The following is a 24,037-nucleotide window of genomic DNA, read 5'->3' as shown; positions in this document are numbered from 1 at the left end:
AGTTCAGCGCGGGCGCGCACGGGGCGACGGTGCTGGCCTTGATGGACTCCAGCTTGCGCACCGGGAGCGACTTCTTGGGCGCGGTCTCCTTGGTCATGGGAACACCTCCTCTCCACCTCTCGTCGGGACGGGGGGCACCCGCCGGCCGGCTTCGGCGGGAGATCGTGTGCCGAGGGCGTCGTCGCCGCCGACGAACCGCGCGGCGAGGTCGACGAGGCTGTCCTCGGCGTGGAACAGCGACAGGTGGTCGCCGTGCGGGGCGACGTGCAGGACGGACCCGGCGATCCGGGCGGCCACGGCCCGCGACCCGGCGGGATGCGCCGTGTGGTCGTCCTCGCTGGTGACGACGAGCGTGCGCGTGGTCAGCCCGGCGAGGTACGGACGCAGGTCCGTGCCCATGATGGCGCCGTTGAGCCGGCAGTAGCGGCGCAGCAGGTCGGGCGTCGCGTACGGGTACGTGACCAGGTGCGCCAGCCGTGGCGGGGCGACGCCGAGCATGGTGTTGGTGAGCACCGCGTGCACCGCCGCGGCCTGCTGCGGGCTGCGGGCGGCCATCGCCATCAGAGCCTGCAGGTTCTGCTGGTGGTCGGTCTTCGGGCTCTCGCCGCCGAGGTCGAAGTCGCCGTGCCAGAGGCTCAGCGACGACACCCGCTCCGGCGCCCGCGCGGCCGCCACGACCGCGAGCACCGCGCCGCCGCACAGGCCGATCAGGTGCGCGCGGCGCAGCCCGAACCGGTCCAGCACCGCGAGGAGGTCGTCGGCCTGGGCCACCACGCCGGTGTCGCCGGTGAACCCGTCCACGTCGGCGAACAGGCCCCGGGTCTCGGGGACGAGCACGTGGAAGTCGCGGGACAGCCGGTCGGCCCAGCCCTCCGCGAGCCGGGCGGGCATCCCGCACGCGGACACCAGCAGCACCGGCGGCCGGTCCGGGTCGCCGCCGGCGTACGTCGGCAGCACCGCCCCGTCGCCGGTACGCACGTCGGTGCGCCGGAAGCGGCAGGTGAAGTCCCGCTCGCGCGCCTCGGCGGCCACCCGCGGCTCGTCCGCCGCCCGCGGGGCCGGGTTCGCGTCGAGGTCCAGCAGGGCGCTCAGCACCCGCTCGAACGGGCCGAGATCGGCGACGTCGGTCACCGGCGTCGGCGCCGGCACGTCCAGCCGTTCGCACAGCCGGGCCAGCGCGGCGGCGGTGGCCGGGTCGGCGCACCGCACCCGTACCGGTGGCGGCAGCACCCGCAGCAGCGGGCCCGCCGCCAGCAGCGCGGCGGCCGTGTCCAGCCCCGGCGTCACGCGCCCGCCCCGATCCACTCGTAGGTGCGGTGGTAGGCGCGGGCGCCGGTGCAGGCGAGCAGCGTGCGCGGGCCCGCGACCCGGTCCAGCACCTCGGCGTACCGCCCCGGGTCGATCCGCTTGTCCGCCACCGGTACGAGGCAGTCGGCGTTGTCGGCGAGGATCCGCCTGTACTCGTCGAACGTCAGCTCGCACCGGCCGGCGAGGTGCTCGCCGATGCGCATCCGGCCCACCTCGGCGGTGGACCGCGCGTCGACCAGGCCGGAGTAGAACTCGGCGGCGCAGCCGGAGCCGTACGAGTACATCCCGACCCGTACCGGTTCGTCGGGCCGCAGGTGGTCGATCAGGCTGGCCAGGGCCAGGTAGACCGAGCCGGAGCAGAGGTTGCCGACCAGCCGCGGGTACTCCAGCCCGGGCGCGACGCGGCGGGCGAAGTCCGCGTCGGCGTCCGGCAGCCGGTGCTCGCGGGCGAGCTTGCGGTGCGCCGCGCGGACGATGCCGGCGAACGGCGTGTGCATGGCCAGCCCGCCGAAGGTGGTGGCGAAGTCGACGTCCGCCACCTTCTCCGCGTAGTGGGCGTAGGCGTTCGTCAGGCAGTCCAGGTAGGCGAACAGCGAGCGGTCCGCGTCGGCGACGTCGAACGTCGGGCCCGGCCGCGCCGAGTCGAACGTCTCGTAGCTGTGCGTCCCGAACGCCCCGAGGTCCACGTCCAGCACCCGCGGGTCGTCGCCGAGCAGCACCGCCGCGGCGCCGGTGCCCATGGCCGGCTCGGTGTACGAGGCGTTCTCGTTCACCAGTGACACGTCGGTGGCGATCACCAGCGCCTTGGCGCCCGGCGACAGGCCGGCGGCGAGGTAGCCGCAGGCGAGCTGGAGCGCCCCGGTCGCGGCGTAGCAGGCCTGCTTCACCTCCAGCATCCGGCAGCGGCGGCTCAGCCCGAGGTGCCGGTGCACGTACGAGGCGATCGACTTGCTCAGGTCCAGGCCGGACTCGCTGGAGGTCACCAGCAGTTCGATCCGGTCGCGGTCGGCCTCGTCCATCGCGTCGAGGATCGGCTTGGCGGCGTTCACCGCGTGCGTGACCGGATCCTCGAACGGCAGCGCGACCGACTTCGCGGTCATCATCAGGTTGCCCAGGCGGGTCGCGTCCAGACCGCGCCCCTCGAACAGGACCGGCACCGCGACGGAGGCCACCCCGCAGTACACGTTCAGGGCCTCGATGCCCACGTTCATGCCGTCACCTCGCAGAGGTACGCGACCAGGTGGTCGATGTCGGGCAGGTCACTGAAGCTGCCGAGCGGCTCGTCGACGCCGAGCCGCTCCCGGAGGGCCAGGATGATCTCGACCCGGTCGATCGAGTCGGCGCCCAGGTCGCGCAGGTGCGCGCCGCCCGGGATCCGGTCGCCGGGGACCGCCGGCAGGATCTCGGTGATCACCTCGTGGACCACCCGCCGGACCGCCTCGTCGTTCGCGCTCACGTCGTCGCCTCCGTCCGGGTCTGCGCGAGGGCCACCGCGAGCGGCCGTCCGGTGTCGCGGTCGGCGAGCACCACCCGGACCGTCTCGTCGGCGCCGGTCACGTCGCCGCCCGACCGCCGGGACACCCGCACCCGCAGCACGGCGCCCACGTCGGCGTTGCCGAGGTAGCTCATCCGCTGGTCCAGCACGATCCGCCGGAGGAAACCGGCGTCGGTGCCGCCGCGGTGCCGCCACAGCCGCAGCGACGCCCAGTCCACGATGGAGAAGTAGGACGCGAAGTAGAGCAGGCCCACGCCGTTGAGGTCGCGGCTCGGGTCGACCGGGTAGTCCAGCGCCAGCCGGTCCAGCGGGTCGGGCGGGTCGGGCTCGGCGCCGAGGGCGCGCAGTTCGGCGTACGCGCGCCGGGGCGAGTGCCGCGCGGGCAGCACGGGCAGGTGCGCGTGGCGGAACCCCGGTGGGGACGCGCTGCGCAGGTCGCCGTTGCCGCCCGACGGGCCCCGGACCACCCAGCGGTTGAAGTTCTGCGCGTACAGGCATGCCGGGTCGGGGTGGGCGTAGAACTCGTCCGGGTCGACGACCCGTCCCGGCCGGTCGCCGCGCCGGATCTCGTGCAGCGTCAGCACCGACTCGCTGCCGGAGGCGAAGGACCGCGAGTCCACCCGCAGCACGTCGCCGAAGGTCATGCCGCGCACGTGCAGGTCGGCGCCGCCGCGCAGGTGGATGTAGTGGAACGCCAGGTAGGTCGGCATCCCGTCGGCGTCGCGGGCGGTGTAGACGTTGGTGTCGCAGAGCGCGCTGACGGTGTCCCAGGTCCAGTCGCCGACCTGGCCGACGAACAGCGACCCCGGCCCGCACATGCCGGGCCGCACCACAGTCGTCCGCGTCGTCGCGTCGGGACCGAGCAGTTCCAGCTCGGGAGTCAGGACGGTCACGACCCCTCCCCTCCGGCGCCGCGCAGGAAGTCGGTCAGGATCCGGTTGCACTCCTGCGGGCTGGTCAGATACGGGAAGTGGCCGGCGTCGGCGATCTCCTCGTAGCGGGCGCCCCGGATGCCCTGGTGCAGCAGCCGGGCCGTCTCCGACGGGATGACCGTGTCGTGCCGGCCCTGCACCACGAGCGCCGGCAGGTCCAGCTCGCCGAGCCGGGCGCGGAGGTCCGGCCGGGCCGCGAACACGTCGAGGTAGCGCAGCCCTGTCTGGGGGTCCATGCTCTCGCAGCGCAGCAGCAGCGCCTCCACGGCGGCCCGCTCGTGCCGCAGCCGGTCGGCGCCGGACCCCTCGATCGTGCGGTCGAGGTCCTGGGCCGCCACCACGGCCAGCCGGTTGATCTCACCGACCCGGTTGCCGATCTTGTAGGAGCTGCCGAGCAGGATCAGCGAGGCGGTGTCCTCGGGGTGGTTGAGGGCGAACGTGAGCGCGACCAGCCCGCCGAATGACGCGCCGGCGACGTGGACCGGCCCGTCGACCCCGATCTCCCGCAGCACCCGCTGTTGGAGGGCGGCGATCCCGTCGAGGGTGAGGTCGGCCGAGGCGGTGCTCGCCCCGACGCCGGGGTGGTGGACGCTGATCACCCGGTACCGCCCGGCCAGCGCCTCGAACTGCCGCGCGAAGACGCCGGCGCCGATGTTGAACGGGTGGGCGAGCAGCAGCGGCGGGCCGTCGCCGGCGGTGAAGACCTCCACCTGGGCGCCGGCCACCGGCACCACCCGCCGGCGTACGGCCGGCTGGTGTTCCCGCAGCACGGTGCCGTTGTCGTCGGCCGGGGCCCGGTCGCGCAGTGCCTGCCGGACGTCCTCGGGCACCCGGTCGGCGGGCTGGTAGACCGCCCGGGCCGCCTCCCCCGCCGTGCGGATCCCGCCGGTGACCAGTTCGGGAACCTCGCCCGGTGCGGCGGCGAGCGCGGCGACGGCGGCCACCATCGCCTCGGCGTCGTCGGGCCCGAAGCCGACCGGCACGGCGAGCCGGACGGTGCCGGCGAGCGGCCCGCCGACGGCCAGGTGCGGGCCGCCCCGGACGCCGGCGCCGGTGTAGAGCCAGGCCAGCCCGGACATCGTGGGGTGTTCCTGACCGGCCAGTCCGGGCATCCGGGCGAGGTCGAGCAGGACACAGTGGGCGCCGTCGACGTCCACGACCGGCAGGCCGGCCGCCCGCAGGCCGTCGCGGAGCACCGCGACGGCGGCGACGCGCCGCCGGACCAGTTCCGTGACGCCGTCGCGGTCCGCGAGCGCGGCCCGCAGCGTCATCCGGGTGGCCCGGTCCACCTCGGCGCCGCGCCGCGCCACGTGCTCGCGCAGCCGCGCCGCCAGCTCCGGGTCGCGGGTGGCGACCAGCCCGCCGGCGGTGACGCCGAAGTCCTTGGACAGGCTGAGCGTCGCCGTGTCGGCGACGGCGAGCATGTCCCGCACCACGGTCCAGGGATCCCCGCCGGGGCCGGCGAGCCGGACGGCGTTGTCGACGACGCGGCTGGCGTCCAGGACGAGCGGCACCCCGTGTGCGGCGGTGACGCGGCGCAGCTCCCGGAGGGCGGCGGGTTCGACGGGTACGCCACCGGCGGCGTTGCTGGCCGCCTCCACCACCACGAACGACACCGATCCGGGGGTCCGGCGGGTCAGCTCGGCCGCGAACGCCTCGATCGTCTCCGGGTCGAGCCGGCCGATTCCGACGGCCACCGGTTCGTAGCCGAGGTCGGCGAGCGTGGACAGCCAGGTCGGGAAGGCCGCGGCGTGCAGCACGACACCGCGCGGGCCGGGGTGGCAGCGGCAGAGCAGTTCCTCGGCCGTCCGCCCCGACCGGGTCGGCACCACCTCGGGCATGGGCAGCCAGTCGTGCGCGGTGAGCTCGGGCGGGGCGGGCCGCTCGGCGAGCAGCCGCGTCCGGGCCGCGACGAAACCGTCCGCCCGCTCCGCCCAGGAGTCGGTGAGCAGGTCGAAGGGGACCAGCTCGGTCGGCAGTGCCAGCGCGTTGTACCCGTGCGCGGCCAGCAGGTCGGCACGTCCCGGCCGCAGCGCCGGGTCCGGCGGCGGTCCCGCGTCCGCCGGCGGCGCGGCGGCGCCCGACGGCACGGCGCTCTCCGGCGGCGCGGTGGCGCGCGGCGGCGTCGCGGCGGCGGCGTCCGACGACGGCGCGGGACCGGCGGGGGTGCCGTCCACGAGGTCCGGGTTGGCGATCATCAGGATGATGTCGGTGACCGACGTACGGTCGCCGGTCGCCGGCTGGCACAGGTAGATCGGCGTGTTCTCGGGCCGGAACTTGTTCTTGAACTGGAAGTTGCCGGGCCCGAACACGCCCACCGAGTGCAGCTCCGCCAGCGCGTCCGCCACCGCCGGGTCGGCGTTCGGCGACTCGGTGATGGCGACGCCGAAGCTCGCCCCGAAGCTGAACGACGTGCATCCCTCGGCGGCGGTCAGCTCGATGATCCGGACGATCGCCCACTCCAGACCGCCGGCGGGCATCTCGTCGGCGTAGAACTCCAGGTCGAGCAGGTATCCCCGCTCGGACGGGATCCGGGTCACGATGACCGCGTTGACGAGGACGTCGTCCACCCGGGTGAGGAAGACCCGGTGCCGGGGGTCGAGCGTGCCGCCGCCGATCTCCTCGCGGACCACGCCGACGTACGGGTTCACCATCTGCTTGCGCCGGCCCCAGGAGTCGATCAGACCGACGATCTGCCGGTCGGTCTCCGGCGACGCGCCGGCCCGGTACTCCTCGATCCGGCAGTCACCGGCGCGCTCGAACCGGTGCAGGAGGCTGCGCAGCCGCTGCATCCGGCCGCCCCGTACGGTGAACGAGGCCAGGTCCGTCAGGCGCTGCACCGCCCCGAACGGGGTCGCGGTGACCGGTTCCCCGGCGACCTCGGTCAGGTGGGCCAGGGACAGGAAGTTGGGCCGCAGACCGTGGCGCCGCGCCCAGGCCATCCACTCCGCGACGAGGTCGTGGAAGTGGTCGTGGTGCCCGACGAAGCTCCAGGCGAACACGTCGTCGCCGCGGACCGAGAAGTTGACGTAGCCGGCCCGCTCAGAGTCGACGAACGCGTACGGGGCGATGTCCCGGCCGGCCAGCCCGCCCTCCTTGGCGTGGCGGCGGTCGAGGTCGGCCAGGAGGTCACTCAGCGCCGGGCGGCCGGGCAAGGTCCGCTTGCGGACGACGACGGGCTCGCCGTCGACCTCGGCGCCGCTCTCGATCGTCCGGCCGGTGGCCCGCGAACCGTCGCCCGGCTCGGTCCGGACGCCGGTCCCGGCGGACCGCCCGGCCAGGAACGCGGTGAGGTCGGCCATCGTCGGGTGGTCGAACAGCAGCGTCTTGGGCAGCGCGCCGTAACGCTGCTCCAGGGCGCCGACGACCCGCAGCATGTCGAACGAGGTGAGGCCGCTGTCGGCGAACGTCCGCCCGGGCTCGACGGGACGCTCCAGCACCCCGGCCACGATCTCCTCGACGCCGTCGCCGGGTGCGGCCGGGCGTGGTGCCCGCGTGCCGGCGGCCACGAGCGCCGCCACCGCCTCGACCGTGTCGTGCTCGTACAGGTCGGCGGCGGTGATCTCCACGTCGAACGTGGCCACCACCAGCCGGGCCAGTTCCATCCGGAAGATCGAGTCGAGGCCGAGGTCGGCGAACGCCCGGTCGGCCGTGATCTCCGTACGGTCGGCGCCGAGCACCCGCGCCACGCAGTCCCGTACCGCCTCGGCCACCTCCGCGGGCGCGGCCGGGACCGTACCGGCGGGCTCCTGGACGACGACGACGGCGGCGGCCGGCCGGCCGGCGCGGCGCGGCTGCTCGGCGGGGCCGTGCGGTTCGACGAGGCCCCGCGGGTCGGCGGGGTCCGGTCGGTCGGCGGGGTCCGGCCGGTCGACGTGCTCGTGCGGTTGCGCGGGGCTCGTCCGCGCGGGCGCGGCCGGTGGCGCAGCGGCGGCGGGTGGCGCCGTAGCGGCGGGACCGGCTCCGGCCGGGCGGGTGGCCGGGCGGGCGAGGACGCCCACCGGGGCCGCGCCGTTCGGCGTGTGTCCGCCGTTCACCGCTCCCGCGCCGGCGGACGCGCGCCGGCCCGCGCCGTTGCGGCGCAAGGCCGACGGATCACGCAGCACGATCCGGTCGGCGGCGGTGCGCCGCACCGGGGCGGGCCGCTCGGCCGGAACATGCGGGGCGGGCGGCTCGGCCGGGGCGGGCCGGGACGGCGCGGCGGCGCGGGCCAGGCCCTCGTCGAACCAGAACGGCCGGGCCGCCAGCGGCGGCGCGGGCACGGAGATCCGGGCCGGCCGGTGCTCCCAGGTCGCCGCCCAGTCGACGTCACCGCCGGCCAGCCAGGCCTCGGTCTCGGCGTCGAGGCGGGCCGGGGCGTCGCCGCGCAGCACCGCCACCGCCTCGGCGGCGTCGGCGACCACAGCGGCGAACCGGTGGGCCAGGGCGTCGCGTCCCACCTGGAGCGTGTACGTGGCACGGGCCAGGTCGGCGCCCTCCGCGAGGTGGTCCGCGACCCGGCGCCGGTACTCGGCCAGGGCCGCGGGACCGGACGCGGACAGCGCCAGGCGCCAGGGGCCCGGCGCCGGGGACGCCGGCAGCGGCGGCGGCGACTGCACGACCACGTGGGCGTTGGTTCCGCCGAACCCGAACGAGCTGACCCCGGCGACCCGGTCGCCGGTCCAGGGCACGTCCCGGTCCAGCACTGTGAACGGGGTGCCGTCCAGCCGCAGGTACGGGTTACGCCGGTGCTGGTGCAGCGTGCGCGGCAGCCGTTCGTGCCGCAGGCTCAGCAGCACCTTGAGCAGCCCGGCGATGCCGGCCGCGGCCTCCAGGTGGCCGATGTTCGTCTTCACCGTCCCGACCGCGATCGTGGCGTCCACGCCCTCGAACGCCTTCTTCAGCCCTTCGATCTCGATCGGGTCGCCGAGCCGGGTGCCGGTGCCGTGGGCCTCGATGTAGCTGACGTCGGCCGGGTCGACGCCGCCGGCCCGGTACGCCCGGCTGACCACCTGTGCCTGCGCCTGCGGGTTCGGCGCGGTCAGCGACGGCCCGCGGCCGGCGTGGTTGACCGCGCTGCCCCGGATGACGGCGATCACCTGGTCCCCGTCGGCGACCGCCGCGCGCAGCGGCTTGAGCAGCACGACGCCGCAGCCCTCGCCGCGGCCGTACCCGTCGGCGGACGCGTCGAACGTCTTGCACCGGCCGTCGGCGCTGAGCATGCCCGAGGACTGGAACGCCACGAACAGGCCGGGGCTCAGCAGCACGTTCACCCCACCGGCGAGCGCCGTCGAGCACTCGCCGGCCAGCAGCGCCCGTACCGCGCGGTGCACCGCGACGAGCGAACTGGAGCAGGCGGTGTCGACGGCCTCGCTGGGGCCGCGCAGGTCCAGCAGGTAGGAGACCCGGTTGGCCAGGATGCAGTCGGCGAGGCCGCTCGCGGTGTGGGCCTCGACCGGCACGTCGTGCGCGCGGAGCAGGTCGTCGTAGTCGCAGGCGGACACGCCGACGAAGATCCCGGTGTCGGTGCCGGCGAGGTCGGCCGGCCGGTAGCCCGCGTCGGCGACGGCCTGCCAGGCGGTCTGGAGGAACAACCGCTGCTGGGGGTCCATCAGCGCGGCCTCGCGCGGCGCGATGCCGAACAGGTCGGCGTCGAACGAGCGTACGTCGTCGAGGAAACCGGCGCGGACGCCCGCGGTGGCGGGGTCGGCGAGCAGGTCGGTGCGGTCGGCCGGGACCGCGCGGACGAGGTCGTCACCGGCGGCGAGGTGCCGCCAGAAGGCGTCGAGGTCCGGCGAACCGGGCAGCACCCCGGCCATTCCCACCACGGCGACCGCGTCGGCCGGCAGGTCCGCCGCGGGCTCGGCGGCGGCCGCCCCGGGCCGGTCCGCCGCGAGCCCGGCGTCCACTGTGGCCGCCGCCGGACGAGCCGGGAGTACGGTGCGCAGGTACGCGCCGAAGGCCGCGAGCGTGGGGTGCTCGTAGAGGACTGTGGGCAGCAGGTCGACGCCGAAGCGCTCGTTCGTCTCGTTCACCAGGCCGGTCAGCGAGATGGAGTCGAAGCCCAGGTCGAGCAGTTGGATGTCCGGGTCGACCTCGTCCGGTTCGACGAGCAGGAACCCGGCGGCGAGCGCGCGCAGCTCCGCGTCCAGGTCCAGCTCCGGGTCCGGGCCGCTCTGCGGCACCTCCGGCGCGACGTCGGCGGGGCGCTGCACCGCCACCACCGGTTCGGTGCCCGACACGACGCGGTCGAACGCCCGTACCGCCTCGGCGGTCGGCAGCGGGGCACTCCCCCAGCGCCGCGCGAACAACCGCCGGGTGGCGTCGTCCACGGCCATGCCACCGTCGGCCCAGAGCGGCCAGCAGACGGACACCGTGCCGGGCCGCCCGGCGGCGAACTCGTCCAGGAACGCGTTGGCGTAGGCGTAGTCGACCTGCCCGAGGTTGCCGGTCCGCCCGGCGATCGACGAGCACAGCGCGAGGAACTCCAGCGGTTCCGGGCCGAGCGCGTCCACCAGGTGCCGCAGGCCGAACACCTTCGGGGCCAGCACCGCGTCGACGGCGGCGGCCGGCTTCGTCAGGGCGCGGGCGTCGTCGTGCACGCCCGCGGCGTGGACCACCCCGTCGATGCGCCCGTAGCGCCGGCGGATCTCGGCCACGGCACCGCGCACGTCGGACTCGACAGTCACGTCCGCGCGGACGAACGCGAAGGTGTCGTCGGCCGGCGCGGTCCGGCCGACCAGCACCACCGCCGACGGCGCGCGGGTCGCGGCGAGGTGCACGGCGAGGTGCCGGCCGACCGCGCCGGTGCCGCCGACCACGACGTACACGCCGCCGGTGCGCCGGACGGCCGGGCCGGGCCGGAACGGCACCATCCGCCGCACCTCACGGACGCCGCCGCTCCAGCGGACGTCGTCCACCCGCTGCTCCGGCGGCCCGGAGACGTGCCACAGGTCCGCCTCGGCGGTCACGCCACCCCGGACCACCGCACCGGAGAAGCCGCTGTGCTCCAGCGCGAGCGTGCGCAGCGCCGCCGTCACGGCGGTGTACGCGGGCCGCTCGTCCGGGCAGCCGACGACGATCCGCAGCGGCGCGGCCGGATCCGGGGTGAGCAGCTCGACGGCGGTCCGCAGGACCGTGTGCAGGCTCTCGCGCACCTCGTCGGCGAGTCCGCCGGCACGAGCGGGCAGGTGCACCACGACCACGTCCGGGTCGGCCTGGTCGTGGCGGCCGCCGAACGTCGGGCCCTCGCCGACGACCCGGATGCGGGCCGGCGGTCGCCCGCCCTGCGGGGGCGGCTCGGCCCGCCACTGCGGCCGCAGGTACACGCACGGGTCGCTCTCGGGTGCACCGGTTCCGGGCACGCCGGTCTCGGGCACGCCGGTCTCCCGCGCCGCCGTCTCCGGCACGACGCTCCCCGGCACGGTCTTCACGGGCACGGCGTTCTCCGGCGCCGCCGCCTCGGGCACGGCGTTCGCCCGCGCCACCGCCTCGGTGACCGCCGGGCTCGGCGACACGTCTCGGCGGTCGGCGGTCCGGTCACCGTCCGGTACGGACGGTGGCGCCGGTGGCCGTGCGGTACCGGCGGGCTCGGGCAGCCACAGCCGCTGCCTGTCGAACGGGTACGGCGGCAGCGACACCCGTCCCGGCCGGACCGGCCAGCGGCCCGCCCAGTCGACCGGGACACCGCGTACCCACAGCTTCGCCGACTGGTCGAGCCGCCCGCGGCGCAGCAGGTCGGCGGCGATCTCGGCGCCGCCGTCGCCGTCGAACAGCGGATCGGTGCCGGCGGTGCCGGTGGTGACCTCGCCGGCTCGCAGGCGGCGGACCAGCTCGTCGATGTCGGACACGACGACGGCGAGCCGGTGGTCGAACTCCGCCCGCCCGACCTGGGTGCTGTACGCGAGCTGGTCGAGGCGCGGGCGCGTCCGCTCGACCAGGTCCGCCACGGCGGCCGTGAGCGTCCGCAGCTGCTCCGGCGTCCGCGCCGACAGCACCACGACGTGCGGCCCCGGCCGGACGGGCGCGGGCGACGGCGCGGGATGCTCCCGGACCACGAGGTGCGCGTTCGCGCCGCCCGCCCCGAACGAGCTGACCCCGGCGCGGCGCGGCGCGGTCCACGGCTGCGCGCTCGTCGGCAGCAGGAACGACCCGGACAGGTCGATGCGGGAGTTGACAGTCGACAGGTTCGCGCAGGGCGCGATCGTGCCGTGCGCGAGTTGCAGCAGCACCTTCGTCAGCCCGGCGATGCCGGCGGCGCCTTCGAGGTGACCGATGTTGGCCTTGACCGAGCCGACCGGGATGCGCCGGCCGTCCGGCAGCCCGGTGCCGAGCGCCCGGCCGAGGCCGGCGATCTCGATCGGGTCGCCGAGGGCCGTGCCGGTGCCGTGCGCCTCCAGATAGCCGACGTCGCCGGGTGTCACACCGGCCGCGGCGAGCGCCCGGACCACCAGGTCGGCCTGGGCCGTGGGGTTGGGCACGGTGTAGCCGGCGGTCCGGCCGCCCGCGTTGACGAAGCCGCCCTCGATGACGCCCCAGATCCGGTCGCCGTCGCGCAGGGCCGCGGACAGCGGTTTGAGCAGCACCGCGCCGACGCCCTCGCCGGGCACGAACCCGTCCGCGCGCTCGTCGAACACCTTGCAGGCGCCGTCGGCCGACAACATGGTCATCGACGACAGCGCGATCAGGTGCGCCGGGTGCAGGACCAGGTTGACGCCACCGGCGACGGCCGCCGAGCACTCACCGCGGCGCAGGCTCTCGCAGGCCAGGTGGACCGCGGTCAGCGACGAGGAGCAGGCCGAGTCGACGGCGAAGCTCGGCCCGGTCAGGTCGAGCGTGTACGACACCCGGTTGGCGATCGACCAGTACGCCGAGTGCCCGTCGGTGTAGCGGCCCTCCGGCCAGCCCTGCGCGGCGGCGATGCGGCCGTACGAACCGTACATGGTGCCGACGAAGACACCGGTGTCGCGCGGCAGCACTCCCCCGAGGGCGCCCGCGTCCTCCAGCATCAGCCAGACGGTCTCCAGGAACAGCCGCTCCTGCGGGTCCATCGCGGCCGCGTCCTTCGGCAGGATGCCGAAGAAGCCGGGGTCGAACCGGTCGACGTCGGTGAGGAACCCGGCCCACCGGCTGTACGTGTGCCCCGGCCGGCCGCGGCGCGGGTCGAAGTGTTCGCGCCAGTCCCACCGCTCCGGCGGCACCTCGCTGATCGAGGTGGTGCCGGTGACCAGGTTCTGCCAGAACCGTTCCAGGTCCGGCGCGCCCGGGTAACGGCCGGACAGGCCGACGACCGCGATCGCGTCCGCGTCGCCCCGGGCGGCGAGGGCCGGGGCGACCGGGGCTGCCGGCCGCTCCGGTTCCGCCGGGTGCACGGGCGCCGGCACAGCCTCCACCGCTGCGGCGCCGAGCACGGCGGCGAGCGGGCCGGGCCGTTCCCGGGCCAGGTGGTCGGCGAGCTGCTCGATCGTCAGGTGCTCGAACAGCAGGGTGGCCGGCAGGTCGCCGAGGTCGGCCGAGAACCGGCGTACGAGGTGCTGGCCGACCAGCGAGTCGACGCCGAAGTTGTCGAACGTGACGTCGTCGTCGAGCTGGTCGGGGCGGTACTTGAGGACCTCCGCGAAGACCGCGCGGACGTAGTCCCGGGCGGCGCGGGCCGGCACCCGGTCCACCGGCGGCGCACCGGCCGTCGCCACGAGCACGCACTGCTCCTGCTCGTCGCCGGGGACACCGGGCATGCCGAGGATCCGGCCGGTCAGGCCCGCCTCGGCGAGCGCCGCGCGCCACCCGGCCGGTGACAGCAGCGGGGAGTGCGGCAGCCGCCGGTGGGCGTCGGTGAACCGCCACCAGCCCGGCAGCAGGCCGAACGTCGCGGTGAGGAAGTCGGAGGCGCGGGTGACCTCGTTGAGCAGCAGCACCCCGCCGGGGCGCAACAGGGACCGGGCGTGGCGCAGGCTGCGGACCACGTCCGCGGTGGCGTGCAGCACGTTCGTGGCGAGCACGACGTCGTACGAGCCGGCCGCGAAGCCCTGCCCGGCCGGTTCCCGTTCGATGTCGAGGACACCGAACCGCAGGCCCGGGTGGCGTCCGCCGAAGCGGTCCTCGGCCTCGCGGAGGAACGCGGTCGAGAGGTCGGTGAAGTCGTACCGTACGCCCGGGCAGGCGTCGAGGACGAAGGCCGAGCCGGCGCCGGTGCCGGCGCCGATCTCCAGCACACGGCCCGGCCCGTCCGTCCGGTCCAGGACGGCGGTGGCCTCGGCCGCCACCAGCCGGTGGTAGAAGTCCGCGGCCCGCTGACCCCGGTAGACGGCGGCGACCAGGTCGGTGCTGCCGCCGGGAAAGAGCACCTCGGTCGGTGAGGTCCGGCCGTCCAGGACGCCGGGCAGCGCGTCGACGCAGCGGGCCAGCAACGCCACGTGCGGGGCGAGGTCGGGATGCCGGGCGAGCACGCCGGCGGTGGACATACCGGCCGGGGGCGCGGACACGGCGGCGGCGACGGCGGCAGCCAGCGGCCCGGAGGCCGGCGCGGGGCGGCGGTCCCGGAGCCGGTCGCGCAGCAGGTCGCGGGCCAGCCCGTCGAGGGTACGGAAGGCCGCGCTGGACCGGTCCAGCGACGGGTCCGTGTCCCCGGCGGCGCCTCCCGTGGCGGGCGGGCCCGACACTGCGGTGACGGCGGCGTCGGCGGCGGGCGCGGACGGGTGGACGCCGAGCGCGGCGAGCCCGTCCCTGGTGCCCTTGAGGACTGCCACCTGCGGGTGCGCGCCGGCGAGGATCCGCTCCAGCGCGGCGACGCCCTCGGCCGGCTCGATCGAGCCGATGCCCAGCGCCGCGAACCGGGCCGCGTATCCGGGGTCGGCGACCACGCCGACGCTGCCCCACCAGCCCCAGTTGACCACGCGTACCGGTTGTCCGCGGCGGTGCAGCGCGAGCCCGTACGCGTCCTCGAACGTGCTCGCCGCGGCGTAGTTGGCCTGCCCCGGGGCCGGGGCGAACGACAGCGCCGAGGAGAACAGCGCGAGGAAGTCCAGCGGTTCGCCGGCCAACGCGTCGGCGAGCACGCCGACACCGGCGACCTTCGGTCGCAGCACCTCGGTGAACGCCGCCTCGTCCATCGCGGACAGGGCACGGTCACGGAGCACGAGCGCGGCGTGGAACGCGCCGTCGACCGGCCCGAACCGCTGCCGCGCCTCGGCCACCGCGCGGCGGACCGCGACCGCGTCGGTGACGTCGGCGCGCAGGTAGACGGCCTGCCCGCCGAGCGCCTCGATCTGCGTCACCAGGGACCGGATCCGCTCGTCCTGCGGGGACCGGCCGAGCCACACGAGCCGGGCACGCCGGGTCCGGGCGAGGTGACGGCTGACTTCGAACCCGATGCCGCCGGTGCCGCCCACGACGAGGTAGACACCGCCGTCGCGCAGCGGCGCCGCGTCCGCGGGCCCGGCCACCGGCTCCAGGCGCCGGACCAGGCGGCGGTCACCGCGCAGCGCGACGAACCGGTCGGTGCCGTGTTCGCGGCGGATCGCGTCGGCCGGGGTGGTGTCGCCGGGACCGGCGTCGACACAGGTGACCCGCCACTGCGGGTACTCGGCGGCGATCGCGCTGGCCAGGCCGGCCAGGCCGGCGGCGTGCGGGTGGACCGGCTCGCCGGGCAGACCGGCCACCCCGGACACGACGAGGGTGAGCGTCAGCGGCCCCCGGTCCGCGCCCAGGTCGAGCAGCCGGCGCAGCAGGCGGAACGCGTCGAGCGTCGCGGTGTCGTCGTGCGGCGGGGCGGCCGGATCGGCCGTGCGGGCGAGCACGTACACGGTGTCGTACCGGCCGGTGGGCAGCTCGCCGAGCGGCAGCGTGTCGTCGGCGCCGAGGGCGGCGGCCAGCGCGGCGTCGCCGGGGGTGTGCACGGCGAGGACCCGCCCGGCAGGCGGTGCTCCGGAGGGTGCACCGGCCGGCCGCCAGGCCGGCACGTACAGCAGGTCCGGTTCCCCGGCGGCCGGTGGTGCCGGCGCGACCGGCCGGCTCTCGGCGGCGGAGGGCGTGGCGCCGGACGGGTCGTAGGGGCGCAGCGCGACACCGTCGAGCCGGGCCCGGACGTCGCCGGTCAGGTCGGTGACCACCACGTCGAACCGTCCGCCGTCCCGGCGTACCACGTGGACGCGGGCGGTCGTGGGCAGCCGGTCCGCGACGAAGGCCGACTCGACGGCGAACGGGACGAGCATCCGGTCCGCGGGATCGGCGACCCCGGCGATCGCCTGCAACGCCCCGTCGAGCAGCTGGACGTCGCCGTCGCCGGTGAGCGTGCCGAGCGCCTCACCGGCGCCCAGTCGCAGCTCCGTCAGCACCCGGAAGGACGGCCCGTAGCGCAGACCGGCCCGGGCGAACCCGGCGTACAGGTCGTCGACCGGACGGCGGCCGGGGCAGCGGGCCTCGACGGACGCCAGGTCCACCCGGCCCGGCGGGGCCGGGTCGGCGGCGCGGCGGGTGGCGACGGCGTGCGGCACCCCGCCCACGGTGAGGGTGATCCGGTCGTCCCGGGTGACGACAGCCGTCACCGGCCCGGTGACCACGACGGGCCGCAGCCAGGTCACGTCGGCGGCGCGGGCCGACCCACCGGCGGTGGCCTGGCGCAGGAACGCCGCGCCGGGCAGAACCGGGACGCCGTGCAGCGTGTGGTCGGCCACGAGCGGGTCGGCCGGCGTGAGGGCGGTCTCCCGCCGGTCGCGGCCGGTCCAGAAGCGGTCGCGGGCGAACGGGTACGTGGGCAGCGGGACGCGACGGCCGGCCGGCATCGCCGTCCAGTCCACGTCCGCGCCGGCCACCCAGCGTTCGGCGAGCGCCACCAGATCGTTCGGCGCGTCGGGCGCGGGCGGCCCGCCGGCCAGCTGCCGGACCAGGTCGGCGGTGTCGGAGGCGACGAACGCGGCCCGGACCGCCAGGTGCGCCCGGCCCCGCGCGAGGGTGGCGGCGACGTCGTGGACGTCGGCCGGTTCGGTACGCAGGCGCTCGGCCAGCCGGTCCGTCAGGTCCCGCAGCGCGGACGCGGTCCGGGCCGAGACCGGCACCACCACCGGCCCGGTGCCGGTGCTCGCCGACGGGGCCGGCGCCTCGGCGACCACGAGGTGGCAGTTGGTACCGCTGAAGCCGAACGAGCTGACGCCGGCGACCAGCCGGTCGTCGTGCCAGCCGGTGAGTTCCCGCACCACCGGCAGCCCGGGGATCGGCTCGGTGGCGTGCGGGGTCGGTGGCAACTGCCGGTGCCGCAGGCTGAGCAGCACCTTGATCAGGCCGGCCACACCGGCGGCCATCGTGGTGTGGCCGATGTTCGCCTTGACCGAGCCGATCCGGCAGTGCGGACCGACGACCTGGGCCAGCGCCTTGACCTCGATCGGGTCACCGAGCGCGGTGCCGGTGCCGTGCGTCTCGACGTACCCGACCTCGACGCCCGCCCGGGCGTGGACCTCACGCAGCAGACGGGCCTGGGAGACCGCGCTCGGCGCGGTGATGCCGTTGGTGCGGCCGTCGCCGTTCACGCCGCCGGCCAGGATGACGCCGTGGACGTGGTCGCCGTCGGCGAGCGCCCGGTCCAGCCGCTTGAGGACGACCACGCCGACGCCCTCGCCGAGCACGATGCCGTCGGCGGCGGCGTCGAACGGCAGGCACCGGCCGGTCGGCGACAGCATCCCCGTCTGGCTGGTCCAGACCTGCATCTGCGGCGTGCACATGACGGCGACGCCGCCGGCCAGCGCCGTGTCGCAGTCGCCGGAGCGCAGGCTCTCGCAGGCCAGGTGCACCGCCGTCAGCGACGACGAGCACGCGGTGTCGATCGCCATCGTGGGGCCGGTCAGGTCGAGCAGGTACGCGATCCGGGCGGGCAGGATCGAGCTGGCCCCACCGAGGAACGCCTCGCTGGTGTCGCCGCGGCCGTGCCGCTCCAGCAGCCGGGGATAGTCGCCCGCGCCGCAGCCGACGAAGACGCCGCACCGCATCGGCCGCCCGGCGTACCCGGCGTCCTCCAGCGCCGCCCACGCCTGTTCCAGGAAGATCCGCTGCTGCGGGTCCATCGCCTCGGCCTCGAGCGGCGAGACGCGGAACAGCCCGGCGTCGAACGCGTCCACGTCGTCCAGCAGCGCCGCCCACCGGCTGCGGGTGCGGCCGGATACGGCGGGGTCCGGGTCGTACAGTTCCGTCAGGTCCCAGCGGTCGGGCGGAACCTCCCGGATGGCGGACCGGCCGGCGGCGAGGTTGTCCCAGAACGTGTCGAGGTCCGGGGCGTCCGGGAACCGCCCGGCCATGCCGATCACCGCGATCGCGGTGGGCGCGTCCGGCGACGTGTCTGGTGCCGGTGCCGCGGCCGCAGCCGGTGCCGGTCCTGCGGTCGATGCCGGTAGCGGCGTCGCCGCAGATGCCGGCATCCCGGTCGGCGCCGGTTCCGCGTGGGAAGGCGACACCGACGGCGGGCGGACGGCGAACGTCAGCGGCGGCGGCTCCGACGCCGTGGCGGGGGCGCTCCCGGGCGCCTGGGCAGTCCCGGGCGCCGCGGCGGGTGCGGTCAGGACAAGTGGCGGCGGGCCCGCGGCGGCCGGGACCGGTTCGTCCACGACGGACGGTGCCGGGGGCGCGGTGGCCTGGGCGCGCAGCGAGGCGGACTCGGCCAGGTTGCGCCGCACCGCCCGGGCGAGGTCGGGCACCGTGGGGTGGTCGTACACGGCGGCCGAGTCCAGGTCGGTGCCGAACCGGCGGTTGAGGTCCCGCACCAGCTCGACGGCGCCGATGGAGTCCAGTCCCAGGTCGGCGAAGGTACGCGACGGCAGCACCTCGTCCGGGCGCAGGTACAGCAGGGCGCCCACGATCTCCGTCACCGCGTCGCTCACCGTCCCGTCGTCCGGGCCGGGCTCCGGCTGCGCGGCCGGCGTCGCCCGGCTACGGAAGTCGTCGACCTTGGTGAAGTGCTCCCGCACCAGGGCGGCGGACTCCGCGCCGAGGACGTTGCCGTGCATGCGGACCTCGCTGGCGATGACGTCGGGCAGGCGGTCGAGGATCCGGCCGGCGAGTTCGTTCTTGAGCGACCGGATCACCGCCGGTGGCTTGTCCGCCATGGACCGGGCCAGGTCCAGCGCGGCCGGAACGACCTCGTGCGGCGGCAGCACGGTCACGCCGGCTCCGCGCCGGCTCAGCTCGGCGCCGGTCATCGACCGTCCGGTCAGCATCATCTCGGCGGCCAGGGCCGGGCCGAGGCGTTGCTCCAGGATGTAGGTGGCGCCCATGCCCGGGGTGAATCCGTAGCGGGTGAAGTTCGCGCTGTACACCGACGTGTCGCCGAGGACGACCACGTCGCCGTAGCAGGCGAACGCCAGTCCCCCGCCGGAGGCGTGCCCGGCGGCGGCGGTGACGACCGGCCGGGTGCACCGCAGGATCCCCTCGTACACCAGCGCGGCGTCGGTGAACGTGCCCTCGCCCTCGGCCAGCGCCCGCAGGGCCTCGGGCGTGCCGCCCATGCTGAAGACCGAGCCGTGGCCGGTGATCACCACGGCGCGTACGTCGTCGCGCCGCTCGATCTCCGCGAACGTGTCCCCCAGTGCCGCGAGCAGCCCGTCGGTGAACATCGGCGCGCGCATCGACACCAGCGCGACGCCCTGGTCCAGGACGCGGAACTCCAGTTCCGGCCCGTCCGGGACGACCACGTCGCCGTCGACGGCCGGTGGCGCGCCCGCCGCCGGCGCGGCGTCGCCGCCCGTCCCGGCTCGGACCGCGTCGACCGAGCCGGTGCGAACCGCCTGCGTACCGGCCGCGCCGGCGTCGGCCACGTGCGCGTCGGCACGGGTCACGTGCGTACCGGCCGTGCCGGCCACGGGCGTGCCGGCGCGGGCGGCGTCCCAGCCGCCGAGCCAGCACGGTTCCTCGGGCAGCGGGCAGGTCGGCAGCGGAACGCGGCGGGGATGCCCGTCCGGGTAGCAGGCGGACCAGTCGACAGCGCCGCCGCCGACCCAGTGCCGCGCCACCTCGTGCAGGTCACCGGCCCGGAACGCCGCCACCGGATCGCCGGTGGCGGGCGCGCCGGCGGTCACCACGTCCGCGGTGTCCTCACCCCGGGCGAAGCGTTCCAGCGCGGTACTCAGCGCGTCGGTGCCGGACGTCACGACGGCGATGCGGACCGCCTGCGGCGCCCGTCCCACCTGCGTCGTGTAGGCGATGTCGCGGACGCCGCGGTCCCCGGCGAGTTCGTCGAGGCGCGTGGCCACGCTCAGCCGGCCGATCGCCTCCACCCCGACCAGGTCCGCCAGCCGCGCCGGGTCGAGCCCGAGGTCGCCGAGGGTCGCCGACGGTTCCAGCGCCTCCTCGGGTACGCCGAGAAGGTCGGCCACCGCCGCGGCCGGGCCGGTCGACGCCGGCAGGCCGGCCGCCATCGCGCCCGCGTACGCCTGCAGTGTCCCGGCGGTCGGCGCGGAGAGCACCACGAGCGCGGGCCCGTCCGGCGCGGGTGCGGCGGCGGGGGCGAACTCCTCGACCAGCACGTGCGCGTTGGTGCCCCCGGCGCCGAACGCGCTGACGCCGGCCCGCCGCGGGACGCCGGGCGGCGGGGTCCACGGCTCCAGCGTGCGCTGGACCCGCAGCGGCACGGCGGCGAAGTCGATGTGCGGGTTGAGTTCCTCGGCGTGCAGCGACGGCACGAGCGCGCGGTGCCGCAGTTGCAGCAGCACCTTCGTGAGCCCGGCTATGCCGGCGGCGCCCTCCAGGTGCCCGATGTTCGACTTGACCGACCCGATCGCGCACGCCCCGGCCGGCAGGTCCGCACCGTCGAACGCCTGCCGGAGGCCCTCGACCTCGATCGGGTCGCCGAGCGCGGTGCCGGTGCCGTGGGCCTCGACGTAGCCGACGGTGGCGGGGGTCCAGCCGGCCGATTCGAGGGCGGCGCGGACGAGCGCGGCCTGCGAACCGGGGCTCGGCACCGTGGCCCCGGCGGTACGTCCGGTGTGGTTCACCGACGTCGCGCGGATGACGCCGTACACGTGGTCGCCGTCGGCGAGCGCCCGCGACAACGGTTTGAGCAGCACCGCGCCGACCCCCTCGCCGGGCACGTAGCCGGTGCCGTCGGCGCCGAACGCCCGGCACCGGCCGTCGGTGGACAGCCACTGGCCCTGCGCGAGCTGGAGGTACTTCTGCGGGTGCACTGTCACGTTCACCCCGCCGGCCAGCGCGAGCGTGCACTCGCCCCGCCGGATGCTCTCGACCGCGAGGTGCACGGCCGTCAGCGACGACGAGCAGGCGGTGTCGACGGCCAGGCTCGGCCCGGTCAGGTCGAAGGTGTGCGAGACGCGGTTGGCGATCGCGCAGTGCATGGCGGTCGGGGCGACGCCGTCGGTGGCCCCGCCGACGAGCTGGTAGTGGTTCCACATGACGCCCGCGTAGACGCCGACGACCTCGCCGCGCAGGCTCTCGGGCGGATGCCCGGCGTTCTCCAGCGCGTGCCAGCAGGTGGTGAGGAACAGCCGTTCCTGGGGGTCCATCCGCTCGGCGTCGCGCCGGGACACCCCGAAGAAGGCCGGCGCGAAGCGGTCGACGCCGTCGAGGAAGCCACCCCACCGGCCGTACGTGCGTCCCGGGGTGCCCTTCTCCGGGTCGAACAGCGCCGCGTGGTCCCAGCGGCCGGCGGGCACCTCGGTGATCGCGTCGACCCCGCCGGCCAGGTTGCGCCAGAACGCGTCCAGGTCGTCCGCGCCGGGGTAGCGCCCGGCCACGCCGACCACCGCGACCGGGTCGTCGGCCGGCTCGCCCACGGCCGGTACGCCCACGGCCGAGTCACCGACGGCCGGTCCGCGGTCGGACAGGACGGCCGGGCCCGGGACGGTGACGGATTCGGTGGCAGCCTCACCCGCGGCCGGTACGAGTTCCCGCAACCGGTCCGCCTGCCCGTGCAGGACCAGGACCGCGTCGTACGGACCGCGCAGCACGTCGCGCAGGACACCGAGCGCGGTCCCGGTCGGCATCGGCTCCTGGCCGGTGCGCTCGGTCGAGCGGCGCAGGGCGTCGGCGGGCGCACGCATGCCGCCCTCGGCCCAGTACGGCCAGCCGATGACGACGGTCCGGCCGCGGCCCCGGCGTCCGACGTGCCGCAGGCCGGCGTTGGCGTACGCGTAGGCGGCCTGGCCGGGGTTGGCCACGTCGGCCGACGCGGAGGAGAAGGCGACCAGGAAGTCGAGCGCGTCACCGGCGGTGGCGGCGTCGACGTGGCGGAGCCCGTCGAGTTTGGCGGCGGCGACGGCGGCGAGGTCACCCGGGTCGCCGCGGAAGAACAGCCCGTCCCGGGTGACGCCGGCGCAGTGCAGGACCCCGTCGATCCGGCCGAACCGCTCGCGTACGCCGGCCACCGCCGCGTCCACGGCGGCGGCGTCGGTGACGTCGGCGATCGCGACGTGCACCTCGGCGCCCGCGGCGCGGCACCGGTCGACGAGCGCCGCCGCGGGCGCGGTGCGCGACAGCAGGGCGATCCGGGCCCGGTGCCGGCGCGCGAGGTGCGTCGCGAGGACGGCGGCGAGACCGCCGGATCCCCCGGTGACGAGGTAGACGCCGCCGTCGCGGAACGGCTCCCCGCCGGTGGCCTCGACGGCCAGGTCCACCTCGCGCCAGCGCCGCACGAGACGCCGGCCGCCGACGTAGCGGACCTCCGGCTCGGCGTCGGCCGCGCGCAGCTCCGCGCGTACCGCGGCGGCGAGGTCGCGGGCGTGCTCGACCTGGACGAACCGGCAGCGCAGGCCGGGGACCTCGGCGGTCACGGTACGGGCCAGCGCCGCGGTCGCCGCCTGCTCGGCCGTGGGTTCGCCGGCGTGCACGACGAGCAGGTCGCGCGGTCCGGCGTCGACGAGGGCGGTGGCGGCGCGCCACAGGTCGGCGGCCGGGTCGCCGGACAGCAGGACGACGGCGGGCGGCAGGTCAGGGACGTCACGGAGCCGGTCGACGGAGTCCACGTGGGCGGCGGCGAGCCCGGCGGGGAGCACGCCGCCCACGACCAGTGCCTCCGGGGTACGGGCGGCCGGCGGCGCCGGATCCGCGGGCACCCAGGCGTCGACGAAGGACAGCACCGCCGGCTCGGGGACGGCCGGAGCCGGGGCCGCGTCGGCCACCGGCGCGTCGGGCGACGGAGGGACGGCCGGGGCGGGCCCGGTGGACAGGTGCGCGGCGAGCGCGTCGATGGTGGTGTGCTCGAACAGCAGCGTCGGGTAGAGCTTGCGGCCCACGAGGTGCTCCACCCGCTCGGTGAGCCGGAGCAGCGCGACCGAGTCGAAGCCGAGGTCGTAGAACCCGGCCCCGGTCGCCACCTCGGCGGGCGGCCGGCCGAGCATGTCCGCGACGGCGGCGCGCAGCGTGTCGGTGAAGCCGTTCGCGGCACCGGGCGGGGACGCCGCCGGCTGTCCGGGCGCCATGGCCGACGCCCCGGTGGCGGGCCGGACCGGTGCGGCGTCGGCCGACACGTCGGCGAGCAGCCGGCGCACCAGCCCGGATTCGCGGATGCGCTTGCAGGTGAGGCCGGTGAAACCGGCCAGGAACCGGCCGTGCTCGTCGCGGATCGTGTAGTCGGTGGTGATCACGTCGCCGGACGGCGCGAGCCGTTCCGGGCGCGGTACGTGGACGTGACACGTCGGCGGCAGCGCCTCGGGCGCCCGGAACTCCCGGACGAACATCGGCACGAACGGGTCGTCGGTCGGCATCTCGACCTGCCCGAACCCGGCCAGCGTCGAGGCGTCCAGCGAGGCCGGGTGCAGGTGGAACCCGGCGGCTGTGGCCCCCGGGTGCTGCTCGCGGGTCAGGTCGGCCAGGAGCGCGCCGCCACCGATGTGCAGGGTGCCGCGGCAGCGCATCGCCGGGCCGTGACGGATGTTCTCCCGTACCGCCCGCTGGTAGAGCACGTCCACGTCGTCGTGCCGGTCCGCGGCGGCCCGCAGCGCGGCCAGGTCGAGCGGCGGCGGGACCGGCTCGTCGGTGAAGCAGATCAGCCCGTGCGCGTTGTCGTGCCAGCCGGACACCGGGTCGTCACCGCGCAGCCAGCGGCTGCGTACGGTGAACGGGCGCCCGGCGTCCCGCTGCTCGCCGATGGTGAGCACGACCTCGCGGTCGAAGCCGTCGGTGGTGACGATCGCCTCGGCGAGCACGGTGTCCCGGACGCAGAGCCGCCGGTGGTCCCAGCCGGCCGCGACGGCGGTGCGGTAGACGAGGTCGAAGAAGACGACGCCGGGAAGCACCGACACCTCGTGCAGCCGGTGGTTCCGCATGACGAAGTCGTCGTGGGTGAGCCGGAACCGGCTCTGGACGTCGGCCATCGGGAACCTGCCTCCGGTTC

General features: G+C 76.2%; 5 protein-coding genes. All 5 read right to left on the bottom strand.

Annotated elements, in window-relative coordinates:
- Nucleotides 1-93 precede the first annotated feature (93 nt).
- Genes M8C11_RS01105 through M8C11_RS01085 form a run of 5 tightly spaced genes read right to left on the bottom strand, consistent with a single transcriptional unit; the run spans nucleotide 94 to nucleotide 24,017 of the window.
- Nucleotides 94-1,287: an alpha/beta fold hydrolase gene (locus tag M8C11_RS01105; protein ID WP_252447868.1), complete on the bottom strand. Its 1,194-nt coding sequence runs from the start codon at nucleotides 1,285-1,287 to the stop codon at nucleotides 94-96.
- The gene (locus M8C11_RS01100; RefSeq protein WP_252447865.1) at nucleotides 1,284-2,519 is read right to left on the bottom strand and encodes a hydroxymethylglutaryl-CoA synthase family protein; all 1,236 of its coding nucleotides are present in this window, start codon (nucleotides 2,517-2,519) and stop codon (nucleotides 1,284-1,286) included. The genes M8C11_RS01105 and M8C11_RS01100 overlap by 4 nt, the downstream gene beginning before the upstream one ends.
- A complete protein-coding gene (locus tag M8C11_RS01095; protein WP_013476299.1) occupies nucleotides 2,516-2,764 on the bottom strand; it encodes an acyl carrier protein in 249 nt (82 codons plus the stop codon). The genes M8C11_RS01100 and M8C11_RS01095 overlap by 4 nt, the downstream gene beginning before the upstream one ends.
- Nucleotides 2,761-3,696 carry an LnmK family bifunctional acyltransferase/decarboxylase gene (locus M8C11_RS01090; RefSeq protein WP_252447864.1) on the bottom strand — a complete coding sequence of 312 codons (936 nt, stop codon included), beginning with the start codon at nucleotides 3,694-3,696 and terminating at the stop codon, nucleotides 2,761-2,763. The genes M8C11_RS01095 and M8C11_RS01090 overlap by 4 nt, the downstream gene beginning before the upstream one ends.
- Entirely contained in the window at nucleotides 3,693-24,017 is a 20,325-nt protein-coding gene (locus M8C11_RS01085; protein WP_252447863.1) for an SDR family NAD(P)-dependent oxidoreductase, read from the bottom strand. The genes M8C11_RS01090 and M8C11_RS01085 overlap by 4 nt, the downstream gene beginning before the upstream one ends.
- Nucleotides 24,018-24,037 lie beyond the last annotated feature (20 nt).

The organism is Micromonospora sp. CPM1 (genome assembly GCF_023896895.1).
Classification (GTDB): Bacteria; Actinomycetota; Actinomycetes; order Mycobacteriales; family Micromonosporaceae; genus Micromonospora; species Micromonospora tulbaghiae.
The sequence above is the reverse complement of the archived record's forward strand: the minus strand, read 5'-3'. Positions and strand labels throughout refer to the sequence as shown.